Origin of the sequence: Sphingobium sp. B7D2B (genome assembly GCF_025961895.1) — a bacterium.
Lineage (GTDB): Bacteria > Pseudomonadota > Alphaproteobacteria > Sphingomonadales > Sphingomonadaceae > Sphingobium.
Genome location: NZ_JAOQOM010000001.1, coordinates 1515472 through 1533947, shown reverse-complemented (window position 1 = coordinate 1533947; position 18476 = coordinate 1515472). Strand labels below are relative to the sequence as shown.

The window sequence follows — 18476 nt, the reverse complement described above, 5'->3', positions numbered from 1 at the left end:
GGGCCTATAGACTGGGCTTCTCCGTTTAAGGAATCGCAAAGCCGCCCCCAGCCGGGCCAGCGCTTCAGATCACCTTGCCGGGGTTGAGGATATTGTTCGGGTCCATCGCGCGCTTGAGCGTGCGCATCAGCGCCAGCTCTTCTGGCGTGCGGCAGTGGTGGAGAAATTCGCGCTTGATGCTGCCGATGCCATGCTCGGCGGTGATCGAGCCGCCCCATTCGCCGACCGCCTTGTAAACCAGCGCCTCCATCTCATGCTCGGGCATCGGGTCGCGCGGGACGCGCGCGGAGAGGTGGAGGTTGGAATCGGCAAGGTGGCCGAAGAAAACCGTCACGCAGTCCGGCCAGCGCTCCAGCAGCAGATTCCGCACATAAGGGATGAAATCGCCGATCTTGCGCGTCGGCAGGCTCACATCGAAGGCCACTTGCGGCCAGTGCACGCCCTTGTGCCACTCGCCCGGGCAATCGCGCACCGCCCAGATCTCCTGCCGCTGCTTGTCCGACTGGGCGATGACGGCATCCTTCACCAGGCCGGCTTCGATCATGCCGCCGAGCACTTCCTCAAACCGCTCGGGATCGCGCTCCGGGTCGGTCCCAAGCACCTCGACCAGCGCATAGACGCTGTAACCGTGCGGCAAGGGCGGCTGGCGACCGAGCGCCGTCGTGCCGATCTGGTAGAAGTCCGGCCACATCACCTCAAAGGCGGACAAGGTGCTCGCGAATGCCGAATTGCATTGTTTGAGCAACTCCAGCGTGGCCGCATAATCCTCGACCGCCACCACGGCGGTGCAGGCGCTGCGCGGCTTGGGGAACATCCGCAGCACCAGCCGGGTGATGACACCGAGCGTACCCTCGCTGCCGATGAAGAGATGCTTGAGATCGTAACCGGCGTTGTTCTTGATCATTACATTGAGCGACGAGATGATCGTGCCATCCGGCAGCACCGCTTCCACACCCAGAATGAGATCGCGCATCATGCCATAGCGCAGCACGCGGTTGCCGCCGGCATTGGTCGCGGCATTGCCGCCGACCTGCGCCGTTCCGCGTCCGCCAAGATCGAGCGGAAACAGAAAGCCGGCCTCATCGGCGGCGCGTTGAACGGTCTCCAGCACGGTCCCCGCCAGCACGGTCATCGTGCGGCCAGCCTCGTCCAGTTCCTCGATGCCGCGCATCCGTTCCAGGGACAGCAACAAGCAGGGCCGATCCGCGAGGCCGCCCGCGCACAGGCTGGTCAAGCCGCCCTGTGGCACGACCGGCCAGCGCTCCTCATTGCAGATCGCCATGATCTGCGAGACCTGCTCGGTCGTGCGCGGATAGGCGATGCCGGGGAGCGGAATGTCCGCCGGCATGACATTCGTGAAATCAGAGACATGGCGCGCGAAATCGCCGTCCGTCCGATCCTTCACGATATCAGCGCCCAAGGCTTGGCGGAGGCGCGCGATGACATGGGCACCGCGCTGGGCTTCGTCCGCGAAGCCTTGTCCGCGCTCGTCCAGCGTTGCTTGGGTCATCCGGCCTCTCTCCTCTTGCAGCCACAACATAGCGCCCGGCAGCGCCCTGCATAGGCCAAGGCGATAGAACGAATCATGAAATCGGCCGCCAGGGCCGCCTCTGTTTCACCCTGAGACGGCCAACGATTAGCGAGGCCAGTCAAAATTTCGTTAAGTATCTAAATTTCTGTGATTTTTAGTGGAATTGCCACGCAAGCGCCTCCTTAAGTGCAAAAAGGTAAACTTGGTTTACGTCTTGTTAACCATAGTTTATTGTCGTCGAGGTCGGGTGATCCGACCAAATACAGGAGTCGTCGATGGTAAACGAAGTGATCGTTGAAGAACTCAGCGAGCAGGAAGTCGATCTGGTTGCGGGCGGTGGTCCGAGCCACGAATCGAGCGGTGGCATTCGCGGCTGATTTGTCAGTCGCTTCTGGTCACCACGATCAGATTGATCCTATGGCCGGGGGGGCGCGCGCGAATAAGCGATCGTCCGCCCGGTTTTTATTTGCCATGACCTGACACGGCATTTTTTCATCGCCTCGGGACAGCAGAGCATCCTAGAAAGCCGCTCAGGGGGACCGGATGCCACTCTTCAGGCGACAAGCACTCGATCATCACAACCGGCTGCACGGAGACATTTTCCTCGTCCCTCCACTGCGCTGGCAGGCCATCGGCTGGCTGTTGCTGGGTCTGGTCTGTGCCGGTGTAGCCTGTCTCGCGTTCGGCAGCTTCAGCCGGACCATCAAGGCCGAGGGAAGCCTGCACATGTCAGACATGCAGTCGCCCTCCCCTTCCCAACCCGCAGCGCGCCCCTCGCCGGAGTGGACGGCCCGCGTGACCGTCCCGCTCGCCCAGATCAAGGATGTTCAGCAGGGCCAGCCAGCCCGGGTCTCGCTTGCTGGCGGCAGCGCTGCCGACGCGACGATGCTGAGCGGCACGATTACGACGATCGCGACGCGCATGGACCCCGGCGAAACAACGGTGCCGGTCGATATCCGCCTGACACCGCCAGGCGCAGAGCCGGGCAACGTCAGGGTCAGGGCGATTGACGGACAGCCTGTCACCGCGACCCTCCTCATCGAACGGGTCCGCCTGTGGCGCTGGCTGTTCGCGCCGGTCCTTCCCCGCAGCGAGCCCTAGATGAACGCGCTGATTGCCAAACTTACGGGCCGGCGGCGCATTCGCCCGATCCTGCAGACCGAGGCGGCGGAATGCGGCCTCGCCTCGCTGGCAATGGTCGCCAACTGGCACGGGCATGAGCTTGATCTCAATGCCCTGCGCCAGCGCTTTGGCGTGAGCGCGCGGGGCATGACCCTGCGCCAATTGATGCAGACTGCGGATGACATGCAGCTGCTGCCGCGCCCGCTAAAACTCGATCTGGCCGGACTGCATCTTCTGCATCTGCCCGCCATCCTCCATTGGGATCTGAACCACTTTGTCGTGCTCGAACGCGTCGAGCCGGGCCGTGCCTATGTCGTCGACCCGGTGGGCATCTCGCGTTGGTACAAGTTCGACGAGCTGGGACGCCATTTCAGCGGTGTCGCGCTGGAACTGCGCACCTCGCAGGACTTCCAGTCCGTCCGGGCTAGGCGGCGGCTGCGCTTTCGCGATCTGTGGAGCGGCATGACCGGCGCACGCCGCACCTTTGCGCAGACGGTCATCCTCTCCATCGTCATGCAGGTCTTCATTCTCGCCAGCCCCTTCTATCTGCGCACCGCCGTCGATGAGGTTCTGCCTGCGCAGGACGGCGGCCTGCTGCTCACGCTGGCGCTGGGATTTGGCGCGCTTGCGCTCATCGGCGCCGGCGCGGCGCTGCTGCGGAAATATGTGCTGCTGTCGTCAGGCGCTCTGCTGTCCTTCGGCATCACCTCCAACATCGTCCGCCACCTCTTCCGCCTGCCCATCGCCTGGTTCGAGAAACGCAAGGTGGGAGACATTCTCACCCGCGTGCAATCCGTGCTGCCGATCCAGCGCTTCCTCATCGAAAGCGCACCGCTCGCGCTGATCGACGGCACGCTCTCGGTCCTCACCCTGGTGATGATGTTCCTGATCGCGCCCAACCTTGCGCCGATCACGCTGGTCGGGCTCGTCCTCTATTCCGGCGTTCGGCTCGCCTTGCTCGCACGCGAGAAGCAGCGTGAGGCGGAATATGTGAAGGCCCTCGCCCGTGAACAGGGCACGCTCATCGAGACATTGCGCGGCATGGTCACGCTGCGCCTCGCCGGCCGCGAAGCGATGCGCCACAGCTACTGGCAGAACCGGCTGACCGAGGCGCTCGGCGCGCGCTACCAGCATGAGCGCGTCAAGGCCTGGCACGAGACCGCCAAGACGATGATCCCCGCGCTGGAGCTGGTGATCGTCATTTTCGTCGCCGTGCGCGCCAATATGGACGGCGCCCTCACGCTCGGCACCCTGTTCGCCTATCTCGCCTTTCGCACGCAATTTGTGCAGGCCGGCCAGTCCCTTCTCGATGAAGGTGTCAAGCTTCGCCTGCTCGAACTCCATCTCGATCAGCTCGCGGACATTGTGCAGAGCGAGGAGGATGCGGGCTTTGCCGAACCGCTGAACCACGCCGATTTCTCCGGCCGAATAGAACTGCGCGATGTCCATTTCTCCTATGGCCCGCACGATCCGCCGGTGCTGCGGGGCGTCGATCTCGTCATCGAGCCGGGCGATCATGTCGCGATCACCGGCGCTTCCGGCAGCGGCAAGACCACGCTCGCCAAGATCATCCTTGGCCTGATCGATCCGACCAAGGGGGAGGTGCTGATCGACGGCCAGCCACTGCCGCAGTTCGGCCGCCGCGCCTTTCGCCAGCATGTCGCCGCGGTGCTGCAGGACGACGTGCTCTATGCCGGGTCCATCGCCGATAATGTCGCGGCATTTGGGGAGATCGACCCGGATCGCCTGCGGGATTGCCTCAAAGCCGCCGCCATTCTGGAAGACATCGAGGCGATGCCGATGCGGACCGAGACGCTGGTTGGGGATATGGGCTCAACCCTGTCTGGCGGACAGAAACAGCGCATCCTGCTCGCCCGCGCGCTCTACCGTCAGCCGGCACTCCTACTGCTGGATGAAGGCACCGCCCATCTCGACCTGAAGCATGAGGCCATGGTTAATCGCGCCGTCGCTGCATTGGGCATCACCCGGCTCATTATCGCGCATCGGCCAGAGACGATTGCTGCCGCCGACAGGGTGACCAGGGTGGAGAACGGGGTGGTCACGAGCGATAGTCAGTCGCGGTCGACGACAAGCTAGAGCAAGCATAACGCCAGTTTCATATCGCAGACGGTGCGCTAGCGCGTCGCGACGACAGTCGGCCCAAGCTATCGAAGACCGCCGCAACAATCTCGCGGCCTGTCCACTCTCGCAAGCCTTTCCATCTCTTGTGAACAACTTGTTCATAGTTTCCTGACATTGACGTCCACTGGCGACTGAACCGCCCGAGTGTGGACCAATGTTGCGATTGCGCCTCCTTGCGAGACTGACCCGGTCGGCTCGCAGCCTCATCCTCGCCGCGGCATGCCTCATTGGCATGATCGTGATGATGAGTGGCGCCGGCACGTCGCTGGACAACTTGACCCGCACCGAGCGCTACCAGCACTTCCCCAAGAAGCCGAGCGGCGAGCTGGTTATCGTTAAGATCGACACGCCCAGCATCAAGGCGCTGGGCACGTGGCCCTGGCCGCGCGGGCGCCATGGCGAGCTGATCGATGCCCTGAATCGCGCGGGCGCCGAGCGCATCGTCTCCAACATCATTTTCGACCAACCCGCAGCGGACCCGGCACAAGACGACCGGCTCATCAAGGCGCTCGCAGCCTCGAAGGCCGATGTCTATCTGGCCGCGCTGCTGGAAAATCGCTCCAATGGGCGGGCAACCTACGAGGCGTTGCCGACGGAGGCGTTGCTGCCCTACGTCACGCCCGTCAACGTGTGGCTGCATAGCGACCCCGACCAATATTATCGGCGATTGGTGCTCAATGCCCCGGTCCTCGGGACGGAATTGCGCGATATCTCCCAGGCGCTTGCCGGCACCAGCTATCCGGGTGAAGGCTCCTTCCCCATCGACTGGTCCTATTGGTGGAACCAGATCGACCATATTTCCTATTCGGACGTGCTGGCCGGCAAATTCCCCAAGGACTTTTTCAAGGGCAAGAAAGTTCTGGTCGGTATCGATGCCTTCGGCTTCGGCGACCAGTTCAACGTCCCCTATCACGAGAAGCTCTCCAGCCTTTATGTCTTTGCCGCCGCAGCGGAAACGCTGATCGCCGGACTGCCGGTCGAGGTGGGGCCGTGGCCGGCCATGCTACTCGCGCTGGCGCTGATCGGCCTCTCCTTCCTGCTCAAGCCCCGCTTTCGTTATCCGCTCTATCTGGCCGGAACCATAGGGCTGGTGCCCGCGCAGATTTACACGGAACATCTGACCCTCTGGCGGCCGGATGTCGGCCCGGCGATCCTTACGCTGGTCGCGGCGCTGGTCGCACAGTCGCTCCTCAGTGTCGCGCAGGCCTTGCTGGATCGCAGCACCAAGTCGGCTGAAGCGGGGCTCCCAAATCTGGCCGCCATGGTTCTCAACGAGGGCGAAGAAGGCGTGACGATCGTTGTCAGCCTGCGCAATTATGTGGAAACGACGGCGCTGCTTGGCCTCGCGGCGCAGGGCACGCTGCTCGCCAAGATTCGCGACCGCCTCATCCTCGCCGCAGGCCACGAGCGGATCTACCAGATCGACAATCACAGCTTTGCCTGGCGGAGCCGGGAGGATGTGCCGCAGGTGGTCGACAGTCTCGAGGGTCTGGAAGCGCTGTTCGCGCCGGGGGTTCAGGTCGAACAGCTCACGGTCGACATCACCCTGCACGCCGGCTTTTGCGACAAGCCGGACATGAGCGTGTCCGAAGCCATTCCCAAGGCAGTCCTCGCGGCGACCAACGCCACCAATCGCGGCATCTTGTGGGAGCGCTACGAGACCGAGGAGGACGAGCTGTTCTGGAAGCTCTCCATCCTCAACGAGTTCGAGCAGGCATTGCGCCGCGGCGATGTGTGGGTCGCTTACCAGCCCAAGCTGGACCTGCACGGCAATCGCATCACCAGCGCCGAAGCGCTGATCCGCTGGATTCACCCCGAGCGCGGCTTTATCCGGCCGGACCGGTTCGTCCGCGCCATCGAGGATGCAGGGCGGATCGAGCGGCTGACGCTCTATGTGCTCGAACGCGCCATTGCCGACTTCGCGCCGCTCAATCTCTCGGTCGCAGTCAATCTCTCCATGCGCATGGTCGGCAAGAACAAACTGGAGGCGCCACTTCGCCTGCTGCTGGATACCTACGGAATGCCTGCCGAAAATCTTACGCTGGAGATTACAGAATCGGCCAGCATGGCGGACGAACAGGGCATCGCCGAACTGGAGTCGCTCCGGGCGATGGGCGTGCATATCTCCATCGATGACTATGGCACCGGCCAATCAACGCTATCCTATCTCAAGCGCTTGCCGGCGTCCGAACTCAAGATCGACCAGAGCTTCGTGCGGCAAATCCTCACCAGCCGCAGCGATGCTGTGTTGATCAATTCCACCATCAAGCTGGCCCATGAGCTCGACATGCAGGTGGTTGCCGAGGGCGTGGAGGACGAGAATGTCCTGCAGGCACTGGCCGCCATGGAATGCGACATCATCCAAGGCTATCATATCGGTCGCCCGGTGGCGCTTCCCGACTTTCTCGCCAATCTGCAGGCGGCGAACCGCAAGGCTGCGAGCCGGGCCCGCAAGAGCGCCCTTTCCGCAGCCTAACAGGCAAAGAAAAAGGCGCCGGGCCATGAGACCCGGCGCCCTTTTGGCATTTATGTCGGTCTATTTACCGTACCGAACCGCGACGAACCAGATTGACGATCGCGAGCAGCACAATGGCGCCAAGCAGCGAAACGATGATCGAGGTCAGATTGATCACGCCCGACGTGATCGGGGCGGCGCCGAGGATCGGCGACAGCAGGAAGCCGGCAAGAACCGCACCGACAATACCCACCACGATATTCAGCAAAATGCCCTGCTGGGCATCGGTGCGCATGATCAGGCTGGCAAGCCAACCAACAATGCCACCGACAATAAGAAGAATGATAAGGCCCATATTCCGTCTCCCTCAGTGATGTTGAAGGCAAAACAATTGTCTGAGGAATTCGTTCCGTTCTTGCTGAACGGATAGTCGACAAAGGCCGTCATCTTTAATCAAGTACAGGGTGCGACATGGGCCCATCTTGCGGCCGTAACTTTACACAAGTTACAGGCCCAATTGCGCCTCGATCACGCGCCGCAAGTCTTCGAGGCGATAGGGCTTCTTGAGAATGGCGACCGCGTTCCGATGCTCCGCCCCGTCCATCGCGTCACCCGCGCCCGTCGCGAAAGCGAACGGGATGCCCTTGTCCGCGAGACGCGCCGCGACGGGAAGGCTGTCTTCCTCATCGCCTAGCTTGAGATCGAGCAGCCCGAAATCGAACGCGACCTCGTTCACGAATGCCAGCGCCTCGGCGAGGTTGGCGGCCACCCGCACATCCGTGATGCCCAGGTCTTCGAGCAGGGCTTCGGTATTCATCGCGATGATCGGATTATCTTCGACCAGAAGAACGGCGTGGGGGCGTGGCGACAAGGGCGAGCCTGTTAGCAAGGATTGACAGGTTAATTATGCGCACCCGCCCGAGGCGATCCATAGCGTTGCGATGGACCGAACCAAGTGCGGGTCTTTACGCTTGTTTCGAGATTAAAGGCTGGCGACCTTGTCGAGATCCGCCAGCATCTCCGTGTGAGAGACGGCGCGGCTCTTCGAGCGCCCGCCCTTCTCACCCTCGTCGCCGAGCATATCTTCCAGGCTCCGGCGCGCGCGGGCCACGCGGCTTTTCATCGTGCCGACCGCACATTGGGCGATGTCCGCGGCTTCCTCATAGCTGAAGCCACCGGCCCCGACGAGCAGCAAGGCCTCGCGACGTTCGGGCGACAGGCGCATCATCGCGGCCCGCAGATCGCCCATGTGAAGGCCGTCTTCCTGCCCGGCGGGCTGGCTCAGCAGCTTTTCGGCAAGGTCGGGATCATAATCGCCGCGGAACCGGTTGCGTCGCGCTTCGCTCAGATAGACGTTGCGCAGAATGACGAACGTCCAGCTGCGCATGCTCGTGCCGGGCTGGAAGGAATCCCGCGCGGCCCAAGCCTTGAGCATCGTTTCCTGAACGAGGTCGTCGGCATAGTCCGGGCGACCGCACAAACCTCTCGCGAAAGCGCGAAGGTGCGGAAGAACGCCGGTCATCTCCGTACGAAAATCATAATTTTTCGGGATGTTACTGGCTGTCACCGCTTTTATCCAGCTTCTTGAGGAGCGCCACGAAATCGTCCGGCAATTGCTCGTCGACGACTTCATCGTACATCCGCCTCAAGCCTTCGGCCCAAACGGGTTTTGCGCGACCGCTGCGCTGCACGGAGTTCTTTCCGGGCTTTTCAGGCGTGCTGGACATGCCCCTACTTGCCTCGCAGAATATAGAATTGTTGAGATGTGACTGCACAACCGTTCCCAAAACCTCTGAAATCCAATTCCCGCCCCCTCGTAAAGTGACTGATGTGCGTTCCGAAGCGCAGCTCACGCCGCGACAGCGCGCAACATCCAGACATTTTCCTCATGCTTTCCGATGCGAGCTGTCAACATGTCTGCACTAAAGACATCGTCGCCTTCTTCGGCGACCGCGACAGCCTCGCGAAGACGCCTGGCGACCGCTTCGTTATCCTTGATCAGCGCATCAATCATCTCGGCGGAGGACTGGACCGTCTTGCTGCTCTCCACCACGCTGCGCTCGGCGTAGTCGCCAAAGGCTGCAGGAGCGATGTGGCCAAGCGCCCGAATGCGCTCCGCCAGCGCGTCGATGGCCAGCGCCAGATCCTCATATTGGGCTTCGGTCAGCTTGTGCAGACCAAAGAAGCTCGGCCCGACGATGTTCCAATGCACACCCAGCGTCTTGAGATACAGCGAGAAACTGTCAGCCAGAGCATCGGCAAGCTTGTCGGCAATCGCATCGACATTCTGCCGATCGATCCCGGTGTTGAAGGCCGCATCTTTGGGCTTTGCATTCAGGGCGCTATTCGCCATCACTGATCTCCGCTGGGGGCGTACGAGTGGGGGAACGATCCCAAGGGGAAAGAGTTCCGATCTAACGGATCACGGCGCTTTGGCACCTCTTTGGTAATTTGGGTTCATGGTGAATTGGGATATTGGCAAACGTGCCAAGCGACGCTTCGATAGCTGGTTAAGAGAGTATCCCCGGGCGACGCCGATCGGGGTCTTCCTGTTTTCGCTTACGCTTGTTGGGGCCAGCGCGTGGTCTGTCGAAGTCGCGTCCGAGCGGACGCGGCGAGCGGCCGCCGTCATGCAGGCCGGGGAGATCGTAGCCGCTCTGCAGCGGCAGGCAGCCGCCAGTTCCGCCTATTTCCAGGCCACCAGCGCGCTCTTTCTCAGCGCAGACGGGGTCAGCCCCGAGTTCTTTCGCGACTTCATCACCCGGCTGCGCCAGGATTATGATTTTACGGGTGTCGTGGCCATTGGCTGGGCGCGCCACACCACAGCCGCGGAACTGCCGGAACTGACCTCAAGAATGCGGGAAGCGGGATATGAGAACTTTGCCGTCAACCCGGCCCCCGCGCAATCCAAGCAGCCGATGTATATCATCACCATCGTCGAGCCCAATTCCTTGGCCAATCGCCGCGTTCTCGGCTTCGATATTCACAGCGACGCACGGCGCGCTGCTGCCATCGACCGGGCTCTGCGCACCCGCTCGATGGCCGCAACAGACCCGGTCAAGCTGAAGGTCGACGAGAATGCCGACCACAACACCGGCATCGTCGTTCTGCTCCCGGTCGCGCAGAATGATGAGGGCCCAGTCAATGGCTTCATCTATGGCGCCATCCGGGTCGAGGAATTCATTCGCGCCGCTGTGAAACCATCCCTGCTGGAAACCGGCCGGATCGAGATTTTCGATACCACACCGGATGGGCAGGAGCGCATCTTTGCCGCCGGCGATAGCGAGAGAGTGGAAAGGCCGCTGGAGCAGCGCTTTTCCCTGTTCGATCAGCAATGGTCCGTGCGCTTCTATCCGGCCGGTGAGCACTGGCTCTACCCCCTCACACTGGTCGTACTGGTCGGCGGCGTCTCCTTTTCGATGTTGCTGCTCGCCTACATTCTGCTCGTGCAGCGCCGCAACGAGGATCTCGTCGCGCTCGTCAATGCGCAGGCCGAGCGCGAGGCGGAACGCGCCGCCTTCGTGCGCGAACTCAACCACCGGGTGAAGAACTCGCTCTCCAACGTCACGTCAATCATCGCCCTCACCCGTCGAAACGCGACCGACATCAATAGCTTTGCCGACAATCTGATGGAGCGGGTGCGCGCGCTGGCTGCCAGCCACTCATTGCTGGATGGCGCGCAATGGGGGCCAACGGACCTTAAGGCGTTGATCGAGACGCAATTGGGATCGCATGGCCACGCCCGCGGTCGCATCGTGTCCGATGGCCCCAATGTGCTGATCTCGCCCAACGACGCGCTGTCCATCGGCCTGGCACTGCACGAACTGCTCACCAACGCGACACGATATGGCGCCTTGTCCGCCGATCAGGGCGAAGTGCATCTGCACTGGTCGGTGGGAGATGAGAAGATCTCGGTATCGTGGGAAGAGCGCGGCGGTCCGCCGGTCGTGGAGCCGGTCAAGCGCGGCTTTGGCCTGAACCTGATCGAGCGGGCTTTGGCCCACGAGTTGGGGACGCCGATCCGCATCGACTTTTTGTCGAGCGGCCTCATGTGCACGTTCGATATCCCCCTGCGCAAACCGAAATCGTTCCAGTTGCGCAGGAAGGATGGCGCCGCTTAACGCAGCGGCGCCGTTGATCCGAAGAACGCAACCTGCCCGATCGTCGCGCGAACGAAGTCGTCGCTAAACGGCTTGGTGATCAGATAGGTCGGCTCTGGGCGTTCGCCGGTGAGCAGGCGTTCCGGGAAAGCGGTGATGAAGATCACCGGGACCGAGAACTTGCCCAGGATCTCGTTGACCGCATCGATCCCCGAACTGCCGTCCGCCAGCTGAATATCGGCCAGCACGAGATCCGGCCGGTGCTGATCGAACAGCGCGACCGCCTGCGCGTGCGTCGCAGCGGTGCCCACCGCAACATGGCCGATGGAGGTCACGATCTCCTCGATCTGGAAGGCGATGAGCGGCTCATCCTCGATAATCAGCACGTTGAGGCGGCTGCTGGAATCGATATCCGCCAGCGCGCTGTCGATCATCTCGCGAACATCGTCCTCAGGGCAGTCGAGAATCTCAGCGATCTCGCTTTCCGAAAAATCTTCCACGGCGTTCAGCAGCAGCGCCTGACGTGCCAGTGGCGTCACCAGTTCGAGGCGATTGCTGGCAGCCGTGCCCTCATCCGAACCAAGGCCGCCGCTCATCGACAGCTCGGCGCCGGCTGAAGCGTAGATGCGCGAGAAGGCACTGAACAGCCCGGTCCGCGACGTGGAGATTTGCTCGCGAAGGCTGGAATCGGCCAACGCCGCCTCCAGAAGCTCCCGCACGAAACTGTCACCCAGCGACTGAGACCCCGTCAGAATTCGAGCATATCGCCGCAGATAAGGAAGTTGCCGCGCGATAAGGTCGGATAGAGCCATATGAACGTGTCTCCTGCATTTCAGCCAGCGCCCACAACCAAGAACACCGCATGACGCGGTGGAGCACCAAAAGTGCGCGGAATGTACGGTTTCGACAGGGTTCCCCACAAGAAATTTATTTTTGCAAACCTCGGGAACCAACGCGATTCAGGTGCATTTGAGGATCAGCATTGACATTAGTCTGCCCCCGATAATGTCAGCGTCACTTGACCGGTTTCCGCTCCTCCTCACCCCCCCAAAGCGCGGAAACCGGTCAACCACCCCACATTATCTCCCGTCCTTCCTCTGCTGAGCCCGTACGCGCGCGGCGAGGAACCATCCGTCCGAACCACCGTTGGGTTCAGGAAGGTTATCACGAGGAGTTAAGCCATGCACATTCGCACAAACCGTTCCACGCCTCTGGAAGACGGCCGCGACGTGATCATAACGCTTCGCTCCCGCGCGGAGGATATTGCCGAGCGTGGTCTTGCCAGGGCAACAACGCTGGCGGACGAGGCCGGCCGCCGGGCATCCCGGTTGGGGAAGGACACAGCGCGCAAGGTTTCGAAGGGCTCGAAATCGCTCGTTGAGAATGTGCGCGATCATGTGCCCGGCATGAAACCCTCAGGGCTCGCGGCTTCGCAGGCCGCCCGGTTCGTCCGCCGCCACCCCGCCCTGCTCGTTGCCGTCGGACTGACCGCTGCGACGGTGGGATATCTCGCATGGCGCGCGCAGCGAGACACTGAAGAATCAGACGATTATTCAGAGGGTTAATAAGCGAAAACCATTCTCTGCCAAATTAAGCGAGAAAGTTTTCGAAGGCCGGAACGAACCCGTCTATAGCTCGTTTAACGGGCAGATCTGGCACCATCAGGCTATTTTAGATGCTGCTAGCCCGGTGGTGCCAGATCCCCTCCTTCGCCTCGGACAGGCCAGGGTCGCGCAGACGCGGGCCGTGACAAAGCCTCGAAGAGCGCCCGCATCCCTAGAAAATCTTGACATCCGCGCCCGCCTTCATCATGGCGCAAGCGGTTGCCCGTGTGATCCACAAGAGTCACGCGCCCTCTATTCACGGAATTCTGATGCCCTTTGCCGATCTCGGCCTTTCGAACGAATTGCTGCAAGCCGTCGGCGAGGCGGGGTATTCAGAGCCGACTCCGATTCAAGCGCAGGCAATTCCCTCCGTCCTGATGATGCGGGACATCATCGGCATCGCGCAGACCGGCACCGGCAAGACGGCCAGTTTCGTCCTCCCGATGATCGACATTCTGGCGCAGGGCCGCAGCCGCGCGCGGATGCCGCGCAGCCTCATTCTCGAGCCGACGCGCGAACTCGCAGCGCAGGTCGCCGAGAATTTCGAGAAATACGGCAAATATCACAAGCTCTCGATGGCGTTGCTCATCGGTGGCGTCTCGATGGGCGACCAGATCAAAGCGCTCGAAAAGGGCGTCGACGTGCTGATCGCGACGCCTGGTCGCCTGATGGACCTGTTCGAGCGGGGCAATATCCTGCTGACCGGCTGCTCACTGCTGGTCATCGACGAGGCCGACCGGATGCTCGACATGGGATTCATCCCCGATATCGAGAATATCTGCACCAAGCTCCCCGCGAACCGGCAGACGCTGCTGTTCTCGGCGACGATGCCGCCGCCGATCAAGAAGCTTTCGGATCGCTTCCTGAGCAATCCCAAGTCCATCGAGGTAGCGCGCCCGGCAACCGCCAGCGCCAACATCACGCAGATGCTCGTGCCCGTCGCCGAGCGGGCCAAGCGCGAGACGCTGCGCTCGCTGCTCCGGAGCGAGAGCGCCGAGAGCGCGATCATCTTCTGCAATCGCAAGACGATGGTGCGGGAGCTGAACAAGAGCCTCAAGCGCCACGGCTTCCGCTCCGGTGAAATCCACGGCGATATCGATCAAGCCGCGCGCATCGCGGAGCTGGATCGCTTCAAGTCCGGCGAGATCAACCTGCTGGTCGCCTCCGACGTTGCCGCGCGCGGGCTGGATATCAAGGGCGTCAGTCACGTCTTCAACTTCGATGCGCCCTGGCATCCGGACGATTATGTGCACCGCATCGGCCGCACGGGCCGTGCCGGCGCGACCGGCAAGGCATTCACCTTCATCACCAACAGCGATGCCGAAGCTGTCGAGAATATCGAAAAGCTGATCGGCACGAAAATCCCGCGCCTCGACATGGGCACGCAGGCCGTCGACGATGATGAGGACGAAGGGCGCGGACGCGATCGTCGCGGTGGCGCGAAAGGCGCATCCAAGCGTCCTGCCAAGGCACCCGCTCGGCGTGAGCGTGGCGCCGACGCCAAGGGTGATCGTGAAACCGAATCGCCAGCTCGCGAGGCACGCCCCGCCCGTGAGGATGCGCGCCCGCCGCGTGAGACCCGTGAGGACCGCCAGCCCGAGCCACGGCGCCAGGATGCCCGGTCTGACGCTGAGCGTCCCAAGGCCCCGCAGCAGCGCAATCGCGCGGATCAGGAGCCGGATGACGGATGGAACGGCCCCATGCCGGATTTCCTCTCCGTAGGCTTCAACAACTAAACCTGCCGACGATACAAACGGGAGACTCGGGGACGCGGCAGCGCGCCTCCATGCCTGCCAACTGGCGATGCGCGAACCGGCGATTTCGGTGCTATCCGACACGCACGTCGCTATCGAAACGCGACGCGCCACCAACACGCAAAACCCGATTGCAATCGACGCGGGCCTTGCCTATAGGCAGCCCTCCCTGGGGGCTGTAGCTCAGTTGGGAGAGCGCGTCGTTCGCAATGACGAGGTCAGCGGTTCGATCCCGCTCAGCTCCACCAGGGATTTTTCTTCCAGCCACGCTATCGCTCCCTCCCCGGCTTAAGCCGCGCGGCGGGAAGACGCATTTTCTGTGGACCGGTCCGCCTTTTTGGGGTTGCCACTCCGGCCATCCCACGGCATAGGCGCCGGACCTGATGACGGCTCCGCAACGGACCGACATGGATGGCCCCTTCGTCTAGCGGTTAGGACGCGGCCCTTTCACGGCTGAAACACGGGTTCGATTCCCGTAGGGGTCACCACTCAGACTTTCCCACATTATCAAGCGCAGCCCCTCTGGGCGCGCCAGCGTCACTCCGCCGGGGCCATGGCGGTCGATGGACCATTTGCCTCGTCCAGCGCCGCCAGATCGCCGCGTGCTCGTGCCTGCCGACCGTAGACCAGTTCAAACAGCGGACCCGCCATCACCGTCGTGACGATGGCCATCAGCACCAGCATCGCGAACAGCGTCGGACCGATAATGCCCTTTTGCAGGCCGATGTTGATGATGATGAGCTCCATCAGCCCCCGGGCATTCATCAGGGCGCCGATGCCCAGCGCCGTGCGATGATCCTCCCCCGCCAGCCGCGCGGCGGCCCAGCACGCCCCGAATTTGGCGATCACCGAAACGAGCAGAATCGCCAGCGCTGTCAGGAGCAGCGGCACGGAGTTCACCATGTCCATCCGCGTGTTCAGGCCGGAATAAGTAAAGAACATCGGCAACAGCAACACCACCACCAGCGGCTCGATCTTGCGCTTGATTTCCAGCGCAATCAGCCCGCGCGGCATACAGGCGCCGAGGAGGAAACCGCCGAAGATCGCGTGTATGCCGATTGCATCCATGAGAAACGCCGAGAGGCTGAACAGCGCAAGGACGATGGCGAGTACCGTCATGCTCAGCCCGCCCTCCGCCTCCACGAGGCGCCCGAGCGGGACGAGCAGCCGACGGCCCCAGATCAGCATGAACCCCGCATAGAGCAGCGCGCCGACAATGGCGATCACCGCGACCCCCGGCCCGGCGCCGAAGGTCGCCAGCACGACCGCGAGCACGCACCAGGAGGCGGCATCGTCAAAGGCGCCCGCCGTCAGCGAGAGCGTGCCCAGCGACGTGTTGGCGAGGCCGCGCTCGTTGATGATCCGCGCCAGCATGGGAAAGGCTGTGAGCGCGATGCACGCGCCGAGGAACAAGGTGGCGCTCCCCCGTCCCACCCCGACCGTGAACAGCCCGTCGATCGTCAACAGCCAGGGGGTGATCACCGCCGCCAGCATGAACGGCACCGCGATGCCCGCCGCCGACACGGCGCCGGCCGCCCGCGCCTTTGAGCGGACGTGATCGAGCCGGAGCGTCAAGCCGACCAGAAACATATAGAGGCCCACGCCAAGCTGCGCGCCGACATAAAGGACGTTGCTGGTTTCCTTGGGGAAAACGGCGGCCTGCAGATCCGGCGCAAACAGGCCGAAGAGCGACGGACCCAGCACGACGCCGGCGATCATTTCCCCGACCACCTGCGGTTGCCGGAACAAGGTGCGGCCGAGCCATCCAACCACCCGGCAGGTCACAAGGATGACGGCGATCTGCAGGAAGAAGTGCACGCTGTAGTCGGATGGTGTAAAGCTCAAAGCGGACTGAACGGCGGGGCCGTGGGGCGTCAAGACACGGCCCAGTTCACCCCAAAGCGATTGCTGCATCGCGCCCTGCTCCATATGTCCTCCCCGATGGCCCGCTTGTCCCGCGCCTGATCGGAAGCTACCATGGTAGCGTTATCATTGAAAGCGAGGACTGCAGCGCCTGTGAATGGCCAACTGGCGCGTCTGGCCCAACAAAAAAGCGGCTATGCGCTGCCTATGGATTGCCCGGCGAGCTGGGGAGGCATCGGAAATTCGGCGATACAAAAACTTCCCGAGCGCAGCCGCGCCCCGTTGCCTTTGCGCGCCCGGCCTCATATGTCGGAGTAATAAAGGGAGTCCCTCATGACCAAATTCCGCTCGATCACTGCCGAAACCGGTGCGCCTTATGGTGACCCGCTGCCCGTTCACGGCCCGCAGGATGTCGCCGCCGCCTGCGCGGCCGCCGAGGAGGCCTTCGGGGTCTATCGCGCGACGAGCCGCGAAGATCGTGCGCGTTTTCTTGAGCGTTGCGGCGAGGAGATCGTGGCGCTGGGCGATGGCCTGATCGAAACCGCCATGCGCGAGAGCGGCCTGCCGCGCGCCCGGCTCGAAGGCGAGCGTGGACGCACCGTGGGCCAACTGCGCTTGTTCGCCGATGTCGTGCGCAAAGGCTGGTGGCAGCAGTTGCGCGTCGATCCGGCGATGCCCGAGCGGCAACCCCTGCCCCGCCCCGATCTGCGGATGCGGATGATCCCGCTCGGCCCCGTCGCGGTGTTTGGCGCCTCCAACTTCCCCCTCGCCTTCTCGACTGCCGGTGGCGACACGGCCTCTGCGCTCGCGGCGGGTTGCCCGGTCGTCGTCAAGGGCCACCCGGCCCACCCGGTCACGGCCTCGCTGATGGCACAGGCGCTGACGGCGGCGGTGAAGGCCTGCGATCTGCCGGCGGGCGTGTTCAGCCAGATCATGGGGCCGTCGCACGAACTCGGCGCCGCGCTCGTCCAAGACCCGCGCATCACGGCGGTCGGCTTCACCGGCTCGCGCGTTGGCGGCCTCGCGCTGGTCAAGTTGGCGCAGGCCCGCCCGGTTCCGATTCCGGTCTATGCAGAGATGTCGAGCATCAACCCGGTTCTGCTTCTCCCGCAAGCCCTCAAGGCGCGCGGCGCGGCGCTGGGCACCGCCTTCGTCGGCTCGCTGACGATGGGCGCCGGCCAGTTCTGCACCAATCCAGGCCTGCTGATCGCCATGGAGGGCGACGGGCTCGATGCCTTCATTGCCAGCGCAACCGAGGGCGTGGCAACGGCCGCCCCACAGACCATGCTCACCACCGGCATTCGTGATGCCTATGGGAAAGGCGTTGCGGCGCTAACCGATCATGCGGCCGTCGAGACATTGGCCAGTGGCGATCCCGGTGAAGGCACGAGCGGCGGCGCCATCTTGTTCCAGACCAGCGCGCAGGCTTTCCTCGCCAATCCCGATCTCGCCGACGAGGTGTTCGGCGCGAGCGGCATTCTGGTGCGCTGCGCCGATGAGGCCGAGGTCATGGCGATCCTCAAGGCGCTCGAAGGTCAGCTCACCGCAACGCTCCATATGGACGCCGAGGATGAGCCGGTTGCTGCGCGGCTGTTGCCGGTGCTGGAGCGCAAGGTGGGGCGTATCCTCGCCAATGGCTGGCCGACCGGTGTGGAGGTCTGCCACGCCATGGTCCATGGCGGCCCCTTCCCGGCCACGTCGGACGGGCGCACCACCTCGGTGGGGAGCCTCGCCATCGATCGCTTCCTGCGGCCGGTGAGCTACCAGAATCTCGCCCAGTCGGTGCTGCCAGAGCCGCTGCGCGATACCGCGCTGGGGGATGGCATCCCGCGCCTGTATGATGGCACTTTGCTCGCCGGTCGCTGAGGCCGGCAATCCCCGACGAGACAGCACGAACCGGCGCCC

General features: G+C 63.0%; 15 protein-coding genes and 2 tRNA genes. 9 read left to right on the top strand and 8 right to left on the bottom strand.

What is annotated here, in order from left to right; all coding sequences use genetic code 11:
• Positions 1-64 precede the first annotated feature (64 nt).
• Positions 65-1510, bottom strand: coding sequence for an FAD-binding oxidoreductase (locus tag M2341_RS06915; protein ID WP_264584725.1), 1446 nt, complete (start codon positions 1508-1510; stop codon positions 65-67).
• A 564-nt stretch (positions 1511-2074) separates the two neighbouring features.
• Between M2341_RS06915 and M2341_RS06910 the strand changes: the two genes are divergently transcribed.
• From M2341_RS06910 to M2341_RS06900, 3 genes are all read left to right on the top strand, one after another.
• Positions 2075-2632, top strand: coding sequence for an HlyD family secretion protein (locus M2341_RS06910; RefSeq protein WP_264584724.1), 558 nt, complete (start codon positions 2075-2077; stop codon positions 2630-2632).
• A complete protein-coding gene (locus M2341_RS06905) occupies positions 2633-4750 on the top strand; it encodes a peptidase domain-containing ABC transporter (RefSeq protein ID WP_264584723.1) in 2118 nt (705 codons plus the stop codon).
• Positions 4751-5027: 277 nt separating this feature from the next.
• On the top strand, positions 5028-7271 hold the full coding sequence (locus tag M2341_RS06900; protein WP_264584722.1) for an EAL domain-containing protein: 2244 nt from the start codon (positions 5028-5030) through the stop codon (positions 7269-7271).
• A 64-nt stretch (positions 7272-7335) separates the two neighbouring features.
• Here the strand turns inward: M2341_RS06900 and M2341_RS06895 are convergent, their stop codons facing one another.
• The 5 genes from M2341_RS06895 to M2341_RS06875 form a co-directional block, all read right to left on the bottom strand.
• A complete protein-coding gene (locus M2341_RS06895) occupies positions 7336-7605 on the bottom strand; it encodes a GlsB/YeaQ/YmgE family stress response membrane protein (protein WP_181559224.1) in 270 nt (89 codons plus the stop codon).
• Positions 7606-7755: 150 nt separating this feature from the next.
• Positions 7756-8121 (bottom strand): response regulator, encoded by a 366-nt coding sequence (locus M2341_RS06890; protein WP_264584721.1) that lies wholly within the window; start codon positions 8119-8121, stop codon positions 7756-7758.
• A 111-nt stretch (positions 8122-8232) separates the two neighbouring features.
• The gene (locus M2341_RS06885) at positions 8233-8772 is read right to left on the bottom strand and encodes a sigma-70 family RNA polymerase sigma factor (protein WP_264572220.1); all 540 of its coding nucleotides are present in this window, start codon (positions 8770-8772) and stop codon (positions 8233-8235) included.
• A 31-nt stretch (positions 8773-8803) separates the two neighbouring features.
• Positions 8804-8977: a NepR family anti-sigma factor gene (locus M2341_RS06880; protein WP_264569909.1), complete on the bottom strand. Its 174-nt coding sequence runs from the start codon at positions 8975-8977 to the stop codon at positions 8804-8806.
• Positions 8978-9099: 122 nt separating this feature from the next.
• Positions 9100-9603: a Dps family protein gene (locus M2341_RS06875; RefSeq protein WP_264569908.1), complete on the bottom strand. Its 504-nt coding sequence runs from the start codon at positions 9601-9603 to the stop codon at positions 9100-9102.
• A gap of 277 nt (positions 9604-9880) precedes the next feature.
• Between M2341_RS06875 and M2341_RS06870 the strand changes: the two genes are divergently transcribed.
• Positions 9881-11371 carry a CHASE domain-containing protein gene (locus M2341_RS06870; protein ID WP_184117239.1) on the top strand — a complete coding sequence of 497 codons (1491 nt, stop codon included), beginning with the start codon at positions 9881-9883 and terminating at the stop codon, positions 11369-11371.
• On the opposite strand, the gene M2341_RS06865 is transcribed toward M2341_RS06870, so the two are convergent.
• A complete protein-coding gene (locus tag M2341_RS06865; protein WP_181559218.1) occupies positions 11368-12162 on the bottom strand; it encodes a response regulator in 795 nt (264 codons plus the stop codon). The two genes, M2341_RS06870 and M2341_RS06865, sit on opposite strands and share 4 nt — an antisense overlap.
• Positions 12163-12531: 369 nt before the next feature.
• Between M2341_RS06865 and M2341_RS06860 the strand changes: the two genes are divergently transcribed.
• The 4 genes from M2341_RS06860 to M2341_RS06845 all read left to right on the top strand — a co-directional run bounded on the left by M2341_RS06860 (position 12532) and on the right by M2341_RS06845 (position 15196).
• Positions 12532-12915, top strand: a complete 384-nt coding sequence (locus M2341_RS06860) for a hypothetical protein (RefSeq protein ID WP_264584720.1) — start codon at positions 12532-12534, stop codon at positions 12913-12915.
• Positions 12916-13223: 308 nt separating this feature from the next.
• The gene (locus M2341_RS06855; protein ID WP_264586000.1) at positions 13224-14690 is read left to right on the top strand and encodes a DEAD/DEAH box helicase; all 1467 of its coding nucleotides are present in this window, start codon (positions 13224-13226) and stop codon (positions 14688-14690) included.
• A gap of 190 nt (positions 14691-14880) precedes the next feature.
• Positions 14881-14956: transfer RNA gene (locus M2341_RS06850), tRNA-Ala, on the top strand.
• A gap of 165 nt (positions 14957-15121) precedes the next feature.
• Positions 15122-15196 (top strand) — tRNA-Glu (locus tag M2341_RS06845).
• 49 nt (positions 15197-15245) lie between these two features.
• On the opposite strand, the gene M2341_RS06840 is transcribed toward M2341_RS06845, so the two are convergent.
• Positions 15246-16622, bottom strand: a complete 1377-nt coding sequence (locus tag M2341_RS06840) for a cation:proton antiporter (RefSeq protein WP_264584719.1) — start codon at positions 16620-16622, stop codon at positions 15246-15248.
• A gap of 282 nt (positions 16623-16904) precedes the next feature.
• Here M2341_RS06840 and M2341_RS06835 point away from each other — a divergent pair, with 282 nt between their 5' ends.
• Entirely contained in the window at positions 16905-18437 is a 1533-nt protein-coding gene (locus tag M2341_RS06835; protein WP_264584718.1) for an aldehyde dehydrogenase (NADP(+)), read from the top strand.
• Positions 18438-18476: the final 39 nt, after the last annotated feature.

Excerpts from the sequence above, each read along its gene's own strand:
- M2341_RS06860 (WP_264584720.1), top strand. The coding sequence starts at position 12,532 with ATGCACATTCGCACAAACCGTTCCACGCCTCTGGAAGACGGCCGCGAC.
- M2341_RS06840 (WP_264584719.1), bottom strand. The coding sequence starts at position 16,622 with ATGCAGCAATCGCTTTGGGGTGAACTGGGCCGTGTCTTGACGCCCCAC.
- M2341_RS06915 (WP_264584725.1), bottom strand. The coding sequence starts at position 1,510 with ATGACCCAAGCAACGCTGGACGAGCGCGGACAAGGCTTCGCGGACGAA.
- M2341_RS06910 (WP_264584724.1), top strand. The coding sequence starts at position 2,075 with ATGCCACTCTTCAGGCGACAAGCACTCGATCATCACAACCGGCTGCAC.
- M2341_RS06905 (WP_264584723.1), top strand. The coding sequence starts at position 2,633 with ATGAACGCGCTGATTGCCAAACTTACGGGCCGGCGGCGCATTCGCCCG.
- M2341_RS06865 (WP_181559218.1), bottom strand. The coding sequence starts at position 12,162 with ATGGCTCTATCCGACCTTATCGCGCGGCAACTTCCTTATCTGCGGCGA.
- M2341_RS06835 (WP_264584718.1), top strand. The coding sequence starts at position 16,905 with ATGACCAAATTCCGCTCGATCACTGCCGAAACCGGTGCGCCTTATGGT.
- M2341_RS06870 (WP_184117239.1), top strand. The coding sequence starts at position 9,881 with ATGCAGGCCGGGGAGATCGTAGCCGCTCTGCAGCGGCAGGCAGCCGCC.
- M2341_RS06880 (WP_264569909.1), bottom strand. The coding sequence starts at position 8,977 with ATGTCCAGCACGCCTGAAAAGCCCGGAAAGAACTCCGTGCAGCGCAGC.
- M2341_RS06895 (WP_181559224.1), bottom strand. The coding sequence starts at position 7,605 with ATGGGCCTTATCATTCTTCTTATTGTCGGTGGCATTGTTGGTTGGCTT.
- M2341_RS06855 (WP_264586000.1), top strand. The coding sequence starts at position 13,224 with ATGCCCTTTGCCGATCTCGGCCTTTCGAACGAATTGCTGCAAGCCGTC.
- M2341_RS06875 (WP_264569908.1), bottom strand. The coding sequence starts at position 9,603 with ATGGCGAATAGCGCCCTGAATGCAAAGCCCAAAGATGCGGCCTTCAAC.
- M2341_RS06885 (WP_264572220.1), bottom strand. The coding sequence starts at position 8,772 with ATGACCGGCGTTCTTCCGCACCTTCGCGCTTTCGCGAGAGGTTTGTGC.
- M2341_RS06900 (WP_264584722.1), top strand. The coding sequence starts at position 5,028 with ATGATCGTGATGATGAGTGGCGCCGGCACGTCGCTGGACAACTTGACC.